Annotated in this window: 9 protein-coding genes and 6 pseudogenes; 12 read left to right on the top strand and 3 right to left on the bottom strand. The window is 65.8% G+C overall.

The genetic code is table 11. From position 1 onward, the window contains the following. Positions 1-188: 188 nt before the first annotated feature. Positions 189-1,387: pseudogene (locus MSM1_RS07785) on the bottom strand (IS256 family transposase). Between the two features lie 687 nt (positions 1,388-2,074). On the opposite strand from MSM1_RS07785, the pseudogene MSM1_RS22660 reads away from it, so the two are divergent. From MSM1_RS22660 to MSM1_RS21610, 5 genes and pseudogenes are all read left to right on the top strand, one after another. Next, positions 2,075-2,353 (top strand): annotated as a pseudogene (locus MSM1_RS22660) (reverse transcriptase N-terminal domain-containing protein); the annotation flags it as partial. A 253-nt stretch (positions 2,354-2,606) separates the two neighbouring features. After that, positions 2,607-2,816 (top strand): reverse transcriptase domain-containing protein, encoded by a 210-nt coding sequence (locus MSM1_RS21615; RefSeq protein ID WP_307857344.1) that lies wholly within the window; start codon positions 2,607-2,609, stop codon positions 2,814-2,816. 41 nt (positions 2,817-2,857) lie between these two features. Continuing rightward, positions 2,858-3,442 (top strand): annotated as a pseudogene (locus tag MSM1_RS07775) (IS607 family transposase). Position 3,443: 1 nt separating this feature from the next. After that, positions 3,444-4,824, top strand: a pseudogene (gene tnpB, locus MSM1_RS07770) (IS607 family element RNA-guided endonuclease TnpB). A gap of 168 nt (positions 4,825-4,992) precedes the next feature. After that, on the top strand, positions 4,993-5,361 hold the full coding sequence (locus MSM1_RS21610) for a group II intron maturase-specific domain-containing protein (protein WP_236055740.1): 369 nt from the start codon (positions 4,993-4,995) through the stop codon (positions 5,359-5,361). A 415-nt stretch (positions 5,362-5,776) separates the two neighbouring features. On the opposite strand, the pseudogene MSM1_RS07760 reads toward MSM1_RS21610, so the two are convergent. Beyond that, positions 5,777-6,807, bottom strand: a pseudogene (locus MSM1_RS07760) (IS3 family transposase); the annotation flags it as partial. Between the two features lie 87 nt (positions 6,808-6,894). Between MSM1_RS07760 and MSM1_RS07755 the strand changes: the two are divergent. The 3 genes from MSM1_RS07755 to MSM1_RS07745 are packed head-to-tail and all read left to right on the top strand — an operon-like array spanning position 6,895 to position 10,713. Continuing rightward, positions 6,895-8,016, top strand: a complete 1,122-nt coding sequence (locus MSM1_RS07755; protein ID WP_213440922.1) for a tyrosine-type recombinase/integrase — start codon at positions 6,895-6,897, stop codon at positions 8,014-8,016. Next, positions 7,986-10,265, top strand: coding sequence for a tyrosine-type recombinase/integrase (locus MSM1_RS07750; RefSeq protein ID WP_236054794.1), 2,280 nt, complete (start codon positions 7,986-7,988; stop codon positions 10,263-10,265). The genes MSM1_RS07755 and MSM1_RS07750 overlap by 31 nt, the downstream gene beginning before the upstream one ends. Beyond that, complete coding sequence (locus MSM1_RS07745; RefSeq protein ID WP_213440921.1) at positions 10,255-10,713, top strand: DUF6262 family protein; 459 nt, start codon at positions 10,255-10,257, stop codon at positions 10,711-10,713. Before MSM1_RS07750 ends, MSM1_RS07745 begins: the two co-directional genes overlap by 11 nt. Here MSM1_RS07745 and MSM1_RS07740 read toward each other — a convergent pair. Then, positions 10,706-10,966, bottom strand: a pseudogene (locus MSM1_RS07740) (transposase); the annotation flags it as partial. The gene MSM1_RS07745 and the pseudogene MSM1_RS07740 sit on opposite strands and share 8 nt — an antisense overlap. Positions 10,967-11,098: 132 nt before the next feature. On the opposite strand from MSM1_RS07740, the gene MSM1_RS07735 reads away from it, so the two are divergent. The 4 genes from MSM1_RS07735 to MSM1_RS07720 all read left to right on the top strand — a co-directional run bounded on the left by MSM1_RS07735 (position 11,099) and on the right by MSM1_RS07720 (position 13,623). Beyond that, positions 11,099-12,349 carry an IS256 family transposase gene (locus MSM1_RS07735; RefSeq protein ID WP_213440920.1) on the top strand — a complete coding sequence of 417 codons (1,251 nt, stop codon included), beginning with the start codon at positions 11,099-11,101 and terminating at the stop codon, positions 12,347-12,349. A gap of 154 nt (positions 12,350-12,503) precedes the next feature. After that, entirely contained in the window at positions 12,504-13,085 is a 582-nt protein-coding gene (locus tag MSM1_RS07730; protein WP_213440919.1) for an IS607 family transposase, read from the top strand. Then, on the top strand, positions 13,085-13,234 hold the full coding sequence (locus MSM1_RS07725; protein WP_213440918.1) for a hypothetical protein: 150 nt from the start codon (positions 13,085-13,087) through the stop codon (positions 13,232-13,234). The genes MSM1_RS07730 and MSM1_RS07725 overlap by 1 nt, the downstream gene beginning before the upstream one ends. A gap of 143 nt (positions 13,235-13,377) precedes the next feature. Then, positions 13,378-13,623 carry a hypothetical protein gene (locus MSM1_RS07720; RefSeq protein ID WP_213440917.1) on the top strand — a complete coding sequence of 82 codons (246 nt, stop codon included), beginning with the start codon at positions 13,378-13,380 and terminating at the stop codon, positions 13,621-13,623.

The following is a 13,623-nucleotide window of genomic DNA, read 5'->3' as shown; positions in this document are numbered from 1 at the left end:
GCAGCGTCCGGCGCAACCGGCAGCCGAAGACCGTTGCTTGCGCGCGAGGGTTTGATCCGACAGCGCGGATCGACCGCCGATACAGGGTGATTCCCAATGATTTTGGTAAGCCGCTGCGGCCTGAGGGTGGCGTCCCAATCGCGGTGTAAAAGTTCGGGCATAGATTCCGCTCACTTGCGATTGTGATTTTATGCGATGGCGCCGACAGCATCGGCCGGCGCCGCTCCGGTTTCGGCGCGTACTTCCGAATTTCGTTGCGGCAGTTGGTTCGGTGGGTCATGCAACGACCTTCGCAGGTCCTGTAGTAGCCGTAGCCCGGCCGGTGTCATGGTGAACCCGCGCCAGCCGGCCGAGGCGCGATCAAGCACGGCCCACACCAGCTTCAGGCAGGAGTGCTCGCCGGGCAGTCGGCCGATGACCTTGACTCGGCGGCGGGTTTCTCCGAAGGTCCGCTCGATGAAATTGGAGTGGCGCACCCGGGCCCAGTGCTCGCGTGGGAACCGCAGGTAGACCGTCAGCGAGTCACGGTCATCAAGCAGACACCGCACCGCCGCCGGATACGAGTCGCGCCAACGCTTGGCGAACGCGTCGATCCTGTTGTGCACGTAGGTGACCGCGTCGATGCCAGGCGCGATGTTCTCGGGCACATCGAAGATCGCCCAGTAGTCGGCCTTCACCTCGGCTTGGGCGTTTTTGGGCACTTTGGCAAGGATGTTTCTGGCGCGATGCACCAGACACCGCTGGCGCAGCGCGGCACCCATGGTGCGCTCCACCGCGCCGATCAACCCGGGTGCGCCGTCGCTGATCACCAGCAGCGGGCAGGCCAGCCCGCGCTCGCGGAGCCCGCGCAAAAACCCCTCCCAGGCATCCCCGGACTCGCTCGCGGCGGCCTTCAGCCCGACGAACACCGGTTTGCCGTCGGTGTCGATGCCCCACGCCGCGAGCACCGGCTCGGCCGAGGCGTTGGCGTGGTACGTGAAATGGCTGCCGTCCAAAAACAGGTAGTCCAGCTCCACCTCGTCGAGGCGCCGACGGCTCCAGGACGCGAACTGGGTCTTGATGTCTTCGCAGACCCGCGACACCGCTTCGACACCGCCGCGCCCTCGCCGAGCGCCTCGACCAAGGTGGCCTCCACGTCGCGGGTCGACAACCCGCGCACGAACCCGGCGATCACCAGCGACTCCAGCGCGTTGGTCTTGATCACCCCCGTGCCGAACAACTGGCTGGCGAACCGCTCGGTGGTGCCGCGCACCTTCGGCCGCTGCAGCGTGATCGGGCCGGCGGTCGTTTTGACCGTGGTCGGGCAATACCCGTTACGCATCCCAGCCCGCGGATCCTCGCTGGTAGCGGCCCGCTGGTAGCGATCCCGGCCCAAAAACGCGCTCACCTCGGCCTCCAACGCGCACTGCAGCAGTAGCTGCGCGCCCAACTGGGCCACCCGCTCGACTGCACGCGACAAATCCTCACCACCGGCGAACACCTCATCGATCTCCCCGCGCAACCGCTCGGCAGGCGATACTCTTTTCGACACGGACGTAGGCTCCTTCCTTCAGACTTGCTGGTCTTCGAGGGAACCTACGTCCGAACCCTTTTACACCGCCGCAGGGACACGACCGGCCTGAGGCCCAGCGGGTTGATGTGCGGTGTGGTCGCGCAGCATGACCTACCGGACGTTGAGGCAGGCCAGGTGGCTTGGGCGTGGATTTTGCGTTGGATGCGTTGCGGTTGTAGCAGCGGGCGATACAGCGTTGGATCGGATGCTGGTTCGTGCCCAGACATCAGGCGCGCAGGCGTCGGTTGTAGCGGCGCGGGATTTAAGATTGTCGCTAATGCGCCGGGAGTCCGCGCACCGGAGCAGATCAGCGACGTTGGCGAGGCTATCGGCGTCGTTGTCGCCAATTTCGGTGTCAAGGGCCAGCACCTGCTGGCTAGCCGGACCACCATGGCGGCAGCTCAAAGCGCCGTTGCCCAAGACGCGAAGGCCGGTGGCCGAAAGCCAATGGGAAACCCGCGGCAGTTGTGATCGACACCTCCGTCGATCGTCGCGGCATAACCGACCGGACACCGACCTGATGTGGCCGGGCCTGTGAGGTTGTTGACGTGGGCAGGCGAGCCGTTGAACAAACTGGGGACCGGTGGTCTTGCAAACCATAGGGGCGAGTTGGACATCGTCGAGGTGAACGGACCCGAGCATGTCAGCGTCGTGGATTGGTTCGCCGTTGACTGGCGCCGGCACGAGGAGAACGTAGCGAGGTTGCGGCGCAGGATTTTCAAGGCGACGCGGGAGGATGACTCGACCTCGGTCCGGTCGCTGCAAAAGTTGATGCTGTGGCCATGGTCGAACACTTTGGTGAGTGTTCGACAGGCGAGCCAGCGCAATGCTGGGCGTCGAACGGCCGGGATCGACGGGAAACCGCCCTGTCGAGCGAGGCCCCCGCGGATGTGGCGGTGCGCGTGCGTCGTTTGCGTTCGTCGTGGGAGCCGGTGCCGGTTCGGCGCGTGTATATTGCGAAGGCCAATGGATAACAGCGCCCACTTGGTATCCCCGCTTGGATGGATCGGTGCCACCAGGCACGGGTCGGTAATGCGTTGGAACCCAAGCGGGAATCCTTATTCGAAACCCGTCCTGCGGGTTTCGTCCCGGGCGCGACTGTGCCGACGCGATCGGCGCCCGTATCCTACGCTCGCCACGAGCCAAACGGGTGTGGATTTTGGATGCCGATCTGTCGGCCGCGTTCGATCGGATCGATCACTCTTGGTTACTCGAGGCGCTCGGCGGGCCCCCCGCGCGAGGGCTGCCAACTGTTGGGGGTTGAGTGGTCGGTAGTTGTCGGTGGTGTGCTGTAGGAACAGAAGTGTGAATCTGGCGGCGTGGGCTGAGCGCAACGGTGTTGCGGGGGTGAGTGCGTATCGCTGGTTTAGCGCCGGGTTGCTGCCGGTGCCCGCCCGGCGAGTGGGTCGGCTGATTCTGGTGGATGAGCCGACCGGCGAGGCTGGCTCACGAGGGCGCACGGCCGTCTACGCGCGGGTGTCCTCGGCCGATTAGAAGCCTGATCTGGATCGGCAGGTGGCGCGGGTGACCGCGTGGGCCACCGCCCAACAGATCCCGGTCGACAAGGTGGTGATCGGGGTTGGTTTCGCGCTCAACGGGCACCGTCGCAAGTTCCTTGCGCTGCTGCGTGACCCGACGGTGAGTCGGATCGTGGTGAAGCATCGGGATCGGTTCTGCCGGTTTGGCTCTGAATACGTCGAAGCCGCTCTTGGCGCCCAAGGCCGTGAGCTGGTGGTGGTCGATTCCGCTGAGGTCGATGACGACCCGGTGGGCGATATGAGCGAGATCCTCACCAGTATGTGCGCGCGACTCTACGGCAAACGCGCTGCGCAGAACCGGGCCAAGCGCGCGCTGGCGGCCGCGGCGTCCGACGAGGTGGAGGTGGCCTGAGATGCCACGTTTCGAGGTGCCCGACGGCTGGTGTGTGCAGGCGTTCTGTTTCACGCTGGACCCGAACGGGGGCCAGGCCCGCGCGCTGGCGCGGCATTTCGGGGCCCGGCGCAAGGCATACAACTGGGCCGTCGCCACGCTGAAAGGCGATATCGAAGCCTGGCGCGTCAGCGGTGTCGAGACCGCGAGGCCCTCGCTGCGGGTGCTGCGCAAACGCTGGAATCAGGTCAAAGACGAGGTGTGCGTCAACGCCGAGACGGGCCAGCCGTGGTGGAGTGAGTGCTCCAAAGAGGCCTACGCGGGCGGGATCGCCGCCGCGGTGGACGCCTACTGGAACTGGCAGAGCTCCCGATCGGGCAAACGCGAGGGCAAGCCGATGGGCTTCCCCCGGTTGAAGAAGAAAAGACGCGACGCCGACCGGGTGACGTTCACCACCGAGGCGATGCGCGTCGAACCCGACCGACGCCACCTCACGTTGCCGCTGATCGGCACCGTCCGCACCCACGAGAGCACCCGCCGCATCGAGCGACTCATCCGTGCTGGGCGGGCGCGGGTGCTGGAGATCTCGGTGCGCCGCGACGGCACTCGCCTGGATGCGAGTGCTCGGGTGCTGGTGCAGCGCCCGCTGCAACCCGGGGTCGCGCGACCAGGTTCGCGGGTGGGTGTCGATGTGGGTGTGCGTCGTTTGGCGACGGTCGCCAGCGCTGAGGGTCTCGTGATCGAACAGGTGCCGAATCCGCGACCGCTCGACGCCGCGCTGCGCGAGCTACGCCACGTGCGCCGGGCACGGTCGCGCTGCACGAAAGGCTCACGGCGCTACCGTGAGCGCACCACCGAGATGTCTCGGCTGTATCGCCGGCTCAACGATGTCCGCACCCATCACCTGCACGTTCTGACAACACGTTTGGCCAAAACCCACGGCCGGGTCGTGGTGGAAGGATTAGACGCCGCCGGGATGCTGCGGCAAAAAGGGCCTGCCGTGGGCTCGCGCCCGGCGGCGCGGGCACTCCGATGCCGCCCTGGGCACACCACGGCGGCACCTGGCCTACAAGGCTGGCTGGTACGGGTCGCGGTTGGTGGTGGCCAACCGCTGGTTCCCGTCATCGAAAACCTGCCACCTTTGTGCGCATGTGCAGGACATCGGTTGGGACGAAAAGTGGCAATGTGCCACGTGTTTAGCGGTCCATCAGCGCGATGACAACGCTGCGATCAACCTCGCGCGCTACCAGGAAACCATTAGCGTCGTCGGCCCAGGTGGGGCCGCCGTCAAGCGTGCAGCCGACCGTAAGACCCGGCCTGGCCGGGCAGGTGGCCGTGAAGCGTGGAAGGGACGCGGCCGCAAGGCCGCCGAACAACCCCGAGACGGGGTGCAAGTCGCGTGACCACTAAAGATCACTCACTTGCAACGGTTGATCGAGAATTGGCTGAGAAAGCCGGGGCGCCTCGGCTTCAACGTCCGCCGCTACCGGCGCGGACAGCGGCCGGCCAAGCTGTTCATCAACCCGAGCCCGGACGCGGTCAAGCGTGTTCATCGTAGGCTCGCCGACGAGATGTGCCGAACACGCGGATCGAACGCGTTGGCGATCGTCGCCAGGCTCAACCCGATCATCCGGGGCTGGGCCACCTACAACCGAGGGATGGTGTCCAGCAAGATATTCAGCTCGCTGGACAGCTACTTGTGGCGGCTCACCTACCGGTGGGGCGCCGCAGTCACCCGGGGAAATCATAAACGTCGGTCGTGGACCAGTATTTCGGCCGGTTCCACAAGTTCCGAAACTACTGCTGGGTGCACGGCGATCCCGACCACGCGGCGACCAGAGCGAAATCATCACCCACACGGTCAAATTCGTCTGGGCTCCCATCGTCCGCCACACCACGGTCGCGGGCCGGGCATCTCCCGAAGACCCCGCGCTAGGTGACTACTGGGCCAACCGGTGACGCAACGTCACACCACCGTTGGACGGCTACAACATCGGCCTGCTCGCCAAGCAGGACGGTCGCTGCCGGCTCTGCGGAGACCAGTTGATCACCGCCGACCGGCCGCCGGACTCTCCATACGAGGGGGAACGGTGGTGGCTTGTCGTGGTCAGGAAAACAATCACCGCCGAATACCTCACCCGCCACGGGCGAGACGGCACAGCGGGCAGAACCCGGACACGCCTTGTACACGCCTTCTGCCGAAGCAGCCGCGGGCACGCCGACGCAGAAGTGACCAACCATCCGCAACGCCCTCGGGGCTTGCTTGAGCCGTGTGCGGTGAAAGTCGCCGCGCATGTGATGTCCAGGGTAGCGAACTGTTTACTGTGAAGCATCCCGGGTTTCATGCACACCTGGTTACGTGTGACCGGTGTGCTTTCCGGCCTGGAGTCGAGCGTAGTGCTCGGCCTCGGCTTCCGCGGGCGGGATGCGGCCCAGGCGGTGCATAAGCCTGCTCTCGTTGTACCAGCTAACCCACGCCGAAGTCATATTCTCCAGGTCTGCGACGGTACGGATTGGGCCGGTGCGAAACGGGGAGCCCGGGCGCACGCATTCGGTTTTGTAGAGCCCGATCGTGGTTTCGCACAGTGCGTTGTCCAGGGCATCGCCAACGGTACCGATCGATGGTATCAGCCCTTCCAGCATCAGCGTTTCACCGTAATGTACTGCAGTATACTGACTTCCGGCATCGCTATGGTGTACTGTGCGCTCGAAAGGGCGCCCTTGACGGGCGCGGAAGACCGCGGCATGCCGGAGTGCGCGGTCGACGAATCCGGTGTCTTTGGTCATCGAGCACTCCCAGCCCGGGATCAGCCCGGCATAGGCATCTACAACGAACGCGGTGTAGCCGAACCCGCCGGTGTCCAGCGGCACGTAGGTGAAGTCAGCTACCTCCAGCAGGTTGGGTGCGGCAACGCGCCACCGCCGGCCCACCAGGTCGGGCGCCCGACCCGCAGCCGGGTCGCGCTCGGTGGTGCGCGGCGGGCGGCGCGCCCGCATGACACCCCGCCAACCGTTGTGCCGCATAATCCGTTCCACCGTGCACCGGGCCACCGGGATGCCCTGACGTTGCAGGTGCGCCCACATCTTCAGGCTGGCGTACAAGCTCTCCGGTGGGCGTTTGCCCTCGGCGTCGGGTTCGTAGTAGCCGGCCAGGATTTCGGTGATCGTGGTGTCCCACAGGGCCCGTTTCGACGGTGCCGACGAGACGTGCGCCCAAAAGGTGCGCGGGGCGATCGCCACGCCCTGGATCGCCAGGGCGCGGCAGATCGGCACGACCCCGAACCGCCCCTTGTGTTCATCGATGAACGCACAGATCAGCGGTGTAGCGGGTCGCACTCCCGCGCGAAGAAACTCGTTGCGGCCTTGAGTATTTCGATAGTTATCTGAGGGCCCAAGCAGACCGTCCATGATGTAGACGACACGCTGGTTGAGGTGCCAGGAAATACGTTGTGGACTGGTTATCTTCGGTGTCTATGACGTGGCCTGGGCTGCGGGTGCAGCTGGTGGTGATGCCGTTTGGTGATCGTCAGTCGTGGACGCTGGTCGATCGCGATTTCGTGGTGGTCGAGCCGGCCGAGGCGTTCTTGTCGCATCTGCACGCGGTGGAGCGGTCACCGAACACGGTCAAGGCCTACGCGCATGATCTGCGGGACTGGTTCGAGTTCCTCGACCAGCGTCGCCTGCTGTGGTCGCAGGTGCGGCTGGAGGACGTGGGCCGGTTCGTGGCGTGGCTGCGGCTGCCGGCGAGCGCACGGCTGGGTAACGTCGCGGCGCTGCCGACGGCGGACAGCGTCTGCACGGAGGCGACGGTCAACCGGAAGCTGTCGGCGATCTCAGCGTTCTACGAGTTTCATCAACGCCACGGGGTGGACTTGGGTGATCTGCTGACGACCTGGCAGCGGCGCCGAACACGTGGTGGATCGTGGCGTCCGCTGTTGGCGCACTTGGGAGCTCGACCGGAACGCAGCAAGCGGATCCGGCTACGAGCCGAGCAGCGCATCCCTGAGACGTTGGATGCTGAGCAGATCGCGACGATCGTGGCGGCCTGTGATCGACTGCGGGACCAGTTCCTGTTCTCCTTGCTGGCTGCGTCGGGTTTGCGGGTTGGTGAGGCGTTGGGGTTGCGCCACGCTGATGTCGACGCGGCGGCTCGGCTGGTGTCGGTGGTGCCGCGGCGCAACGCCAACGGAGCGCGGGCCAAGGGGGTGGGTGGTCGGCGGGTGCCGGTGCCGGCCGGGGTGATCCGGCTGTATGCCGATTACCTGCACACCGAGTACGGCGACCTGGACAGCGACTACGTGTTCGTCAACCTGTGGTCGGGACCGATCGGGCATCCGATGACGTATGTCAGTGTCTATGATCTGGTCTGCCGGATTCGGAAACGGACCGCAATCTCGTTCGGGCCACATATGTTTCGGCACTCCTATGCCACAGAGCTGCTGCGTCGCGGGGTGGCGGTGGAGGTGGTGGCCCACCTGCTAGGTCACTTCTCGATCGCCACAACCGGCGACACGTATGCGCATTTGAACGTCGAAGACGCTCGACGCGCGTTGGTGGCCGCGGGATGGCTGGCGAATCCGGACGAACCGCGGTGAGCGTCGAGGCGCTGGCCGGCGCACCCGGGCTGACGCTGGCCGAGCGCCTGGATGCGCTGGTGCGTGCGGAGTTCCGGGTCGAGGTGTTGGTGCCCGCAGTGGGTGATCCCATCCTCGGGTCGCCCGCGTGTGCGGTGCGCGGGTGTGTGCACTCCAGCCGCTACGCCGGGCTGTGTCTGGCGCACCTGGCTCGCTGGAAGCAGGCCGGTCGCCCGCCGCGCCACGAGTGGACTGCGATCGCGGATCCCGCGGTGATGGGTCATCGACCGCTTCAACCTTGCCTGGTGGCCGAATGCGGGTTCGGCCAGCATCGATATCAGTTGTGCTACAAGCATTCCCAACTGTGGGACAAGTGCGGGCGCCCACTGCTGGATCAGTGGCAGCCAGTGCTTGCCGAGGCACCGATGCCGGTGTGTGCGCTGCCAGGGTGTGTGCTGTGGGCGGAACTGGACGGGGGCTGGTGCCGGTCGCATCACGTTCGGTGGCGGCAGCGAGGCCGCCCGCCGGCCGCCGAGTTCATCGATTACTGCGCCAGCTACGGCGAGGACCGTTTCGACTTGCGGGCGCTGCCGCCGAGCCTGCGGCTGGAGATCGGCTACGGACTGCAGTGCCGGGTCGATGCCAACCGGACCCGCACCACACCGCGCTCCATCAAGGCGCTGCTGGATCATCTGGCCGCCAGCGGTGCTCAGTCGCTGTTGGAGCGTCCGCTGGCCGACTGGCTGGCCGGGCTACCAGCCGCTGCGGTGAACACGCCGCGGGCGTTTCTCGGCTACGCCATCGAGTGCCTGCTCGACCTGCGTGACGGAACAGGCTGGGACAGCGAATACCAACGTGACGTGTGGCTATTGCGCCGCCTCGGAATCGCCGGCCCCGGGGCCGCCCGCCTGGATTTCACTGCGGTGCAACCACTATGGCTGCGGGATCTGGCCAAGCGGTGGTGCCGCTGGCGGATGTCGTGCGGGATTGGGCTGGGCCAGTTGCGCAAGGACCGCATCGCCATCGTGCGCTTCTCGCAGTTCACCCCCGGATTGGCGGACTCGAACGGCCCGGGCACGCTGGACCGGGCGGCGCTGGAGGCCTACCTGGCCCGGTTGGCCATCGAAATTGCGCACCCCAAGACCCGCAGCACCGACATCGGGGCGGTGACCGGCTTCCTGCACGCCGTTCGCCAGCACCGGTGGGCATCGCTCCCCGCGGAGGTGCAGCTGTATCCCAGCGACCAGCCCCGCCGCGACGAGACACCCGCACCACGGGCGATTCCCGAGTTCGTCATGGGCCAGCTGGAAAGCCCGGCCAACCTTGATCGGATCAGCGACCCGCGGATCCGGCTGCTCGTGGAGATCCTCATCCGCACCGGTCTGCGCATCGGGGATGCCACCCGGTTGGCGTTGGACTGTCTGAGCCGCGACCCGCAGGGCGCGGTCTATCTGCGCTACCGCAATCACAAGATGCGCCGCGAAGCGGTCGTGCCCATCGACGACGAACTGGCCACCTCGATCCAGGCGCAGCAGATGCGCACCCGGACACAGTTCCCCACCACCGCCGTGCTGTTGCCGCGCGGCAGCGCCAACCCCGACGGGCGCCTACCCATCCCAACCGCGACATTCCACCTCCAGCTCGGCCAGTGGCTGCAAAACTGTAGCGTCACAGATGAACTCGGCCAACCAGTCCATGTCACCGCTCACCAATTCCGCCACACCGCGGCGACCCGGTGGATCAACCATGACGTGCCACAAGAAGTGGTCCGGCGGCTGCTCGACCACACCAGCCACACCATGACCGCGGTGTATGCCCGCCTGGCCGACAGCACCATCCGCGCCCAGTGGGAACGTGCCCAGAAGATCAACATCCGCGGGGATCCCGTTGACACCACGATCGACGGGCCGCTCGCCGATGGTGAATGGATGAAGCAGAACCTGGCCCGCGCGACCATGACGCTGCCCAACGGCTACTGCGGGCTGCCGCTGCAGAAATCGTGCCCGCACTCCAACGCGTGTTTGACCTGCCCACTATTCGTCACGACCGCCGAATTCCTGCCGCAGCACCGCCGCCAACTCGAGGACACCCGCGCATTGATCGCCCGCGCTGAATCCGACGGCCACACCCGCCTGGCAGAAATGAACCGCACCGTCGAAACCAACCTGCTCACCATCATCACCACCCTCGACGCCGAGCACGCCGAGTGCCGATGCGCCGCGGTAGACGGCCAAACATGCTGCGGGAAGGACTCATCCGATGCGATCTGACAACAGCCACCACCTCATCGCCGCCGCCCAACGCCGCCGTGCCGAGACCCTTCAACGCGCCCGCCGAGCCCTGCAGGACCTCGGTGACACCGGCCAAAAGTGCACCGTCACGCAGATCGCCGCCCACGCCGGCGTCTCCCGCTCGTGGCTGTATGCCCAACCCGAACTCCGCGACCAACTCCGCCAACTGAGTGCCGCACCCCAACCGACCGAACCAGCAGCCCCCCAAGTCGAACACAGCTCCGAAGCCTCACTACGCCAACGCCTCAGCCTCGCCCACGAACGCATCCGCGAACTCGACAACGACAACCGTCACCTACGCGACCAGATCGCGCTCATGCACGGACAGCTGCGCGCCAACCGCATCGCCGCGACCTCCGTCGCGGACACCGTCCATGACGAAAATAGCGAGGTCATGCCACCAAAATGTCCGTCCGGCCCAAGATAACGATAGTCTGCTCAAGTTCTCGGTTCTTCTTGCGCAGCTCCCGCAGCTCCCGGCTCTCCTCGCTGGACATCCCCGCCGCTTCACCCGCGTCGATCTCGGCTTGGCGCACCCACTTGCGCAGGGTCTCCGCGTTCATCCCCAACCGGCCAGCGATCGCCCTCATCGCTGCCCACTCTGAGTCATAGTCGTCGCGGTGTTCGCGGACCAGCCGCACCGCCCTGGCCTTGGTGTTCTCGTCATACCTGATTGCCATCGCGCCATCCAGTTGCGTCCAGGGAGGTGGTGTACGACCCGCTGATTAGCGGGTGTGTCGCAGCCCAGTAGAGGGCGGTCATCGCGTGATCCTTCGAAACGACGGATCAGTCACCCGAAGGAGAACAACGCGATGACCAACCACCACCCTATCGATGTTGAGAAGCTGTTGGAGGAGCAACTCGCCACGGCGAGCCCGGATTTGCTGCGGGCGCTGTTGTCGACGTTTATTCAGGCCCTGATGGGCGCGGAGGCCGACGCGGTGTGCAGCGCTGGCTATGGGCAACGTAGTCCGGGTCGCACCAATCGGCGCAACGGGTATCGGCCTCGGGATTTCGATACCCGCGTCGGCACGATCAAGCTGGCAATTCCCAAGTTGCGCCGGGGGAGCTATTTCCCGGACTGGCTGCTGGAGCGGCGCAAGCGGGCCGAGCGGGCGCTGACCAGTGTGGTGGCGACCTGCTATCTGCTCGGTGTGTCCACCCGGCGCATGGAGCGCCTCGTCGAATCCCTCGGCGTGACAGGCCTTTCTAAATCGCAGGTCTCGGTCATGGCTGCCGAGCTCGATGAGGCGGTGGAGGCGTTTCGCACCCGCCCACTGGATGCCGGCCCCTACACGTTTGTGGCCGCGGACGCCCTGGTGCTCAAGGTGCGCGAGGGCGGGCGGGTGGTCGGGGTGCACACCCTGATCGCCACCGGCGTCAACGCCGAGGGCTACCGCGAAATCCTGGGCGTGCAGGTCACCTCCGCCGAGGATGCAGCGGGCTGGTTGGCGTTCTTCCGCGACCTGGTGGCTCGCGGGCTGTCCGGGGTGGCCCTGGTCACCAGTGACGCCCATCCCGGGCTGGTCGAGGCCATTGGCGCCACCTTGCCCGGAGCGGCCTGGCAGCGCTGCCGCACCCATTACGCGGTCAACCTGATGACCGTCACCCCGAAATCGTCCTGGCCGTGGGTGCGCACCCTGCTGCACTCGATCTTCGACCAGCCTGACGCGGAATCTGTTGCAGCTCAGTATGATCGAGTACTCGACGCGCTGAGTGGCAAGCTGCCGAAAGTGGCTGAGCACCTTGATGCCGCCCGCGCCGAGCTGCTGGCGTTCACCGCCTTCCCCAAACAGATCTGGCGCCAGATTTGGTCGAATAATCCCCAGGAGCGGCTCAACAAAGAGATCCGGCGCCGAACCGACGTGGTGGGCATCTTCCCCGATCGCAGTGCGATCATCCGCCTCGTCGGCGCGGTGTTAGCTGAACAGCACGACGAATGGATCGAAGGCCGCCGCTACCTTGGCCTCGACGTGCTCACCCGATCCCGCGCAGTGCTGGCCACCACCGACCAACCGGTCGATGACCAGTCCGGCACCACCACGCCGGCATTGATGGCCTAAACTCCCACCCGAAGGGTCACGCATCGAGCGAACTCATACACCACCACTCCGGACTTGGCCCGCCATCCTTCCCTCAAAGGAAGGTGTGCAAAAAACCCGGGACGGTTTACTGATGTGTGGGTAAATGTGATCGAATGTATGTTTTGCTGAGTGTGTGAAGTTGGCTGAGTGGGCTCGTAGCAGCGGTGTTCACCCGCAGACCGCTTACAGGTGGTTTCGGGAGGGCAAGATGCCGGTGGCTGCTCGGCGGTTGGAGTCGGGAATGATCTGGGTCGAGGCCCCGGCAGCTGAGGAGGCTGGTCGCACAGTCGTTTACGCGCGGGTGTCCTCGCATGATCAGCGCTCTGGTCTCGATCGGCAGGTTTGTCGGTTGACGCAATGGGCCACGTCGAATGGGTGTGAGATCGGCGAGGTGGTGTGTGCGGTCGGGTCGGGGTTGAACGGGAAGAGGCGGCGGTTGCGGCGGGTCTTGTCAGGCCCTTCTGCAACGGTGGTGGTTGTGAAACATCGGGATCGTCTGGCCAGGTTCGGGGTTGAGAATCTTAAGGCGGCGTTGTCGGCGCAGGGCCGCCGGATCGTCGTGGCTGATCCGGGTGAGACCACCGATGATTTGGCACGCGACATGATCGAGGTGCTGACCTTGATGCGCGCGCGTTTGGGTGGTCGTCGTGGCGCACGGAATCGGGCGATGCGCGCGATCACGGCGGCAAAGACCGAATCGGGGCAGGTGCCCTGATGGCGAAGATGGGCGGGCTCAAGCGCGCGGCCCAGGCTCTCGGCGTTGCCGGTAGCACGCTGCGGCAACAGGGGTGGGCGACCGCTTCGCCGGCCCGCGTGCAAGCTGTCATGCGCGATGCACCGGACTGGCTGATCGCTGCGCGATGAAATCGGGGCAAGAAGCGCGCCAGGCAGCAAAGGCGGCGCGGGCGTGAGAGCGTCGCCAGAAGCCTGGGCGTACCGGTCCGCGTCGTCAAGGAACACCAGATCACACCCGGAGGTATTGCGGAGCTGCGTGCTGGGCCGCCGGGTTGGTTGCCGCCCAAGAGCGGCGCAGGGGACAGATCGAGCCTGAACGCGCCGCCGCGCAGCGCCGCGCTGCACGTGAGGCCGAGGAGCAGGAATTGGCTGAGGCGTATCTTTGGGCGATCAAAGGCCGCGGTGACACCGATGCTTGGGCGGCTGGCGTGCTGCCTGGTGCCGCAATCCACCGTATCGATGTGGGCGATGGCACCGTGGTGCCCATCGTGCCGGCGGCGTTGAAGGTGCTGCGCTAA

It is taken from the genome of Mycobacterium sp. SM1, from assembly GCF_018361265.1.
Lineage (GTDB): Bacteria > Actinomycetota > Actinomycetes > Mycobacteriales > Mycobacteriaceae > Mycobacterium.
Note: the sequence above shows the minus strand (reverse complement) of the source record. Positions and strands in the feature narration are given on the sequence as shown.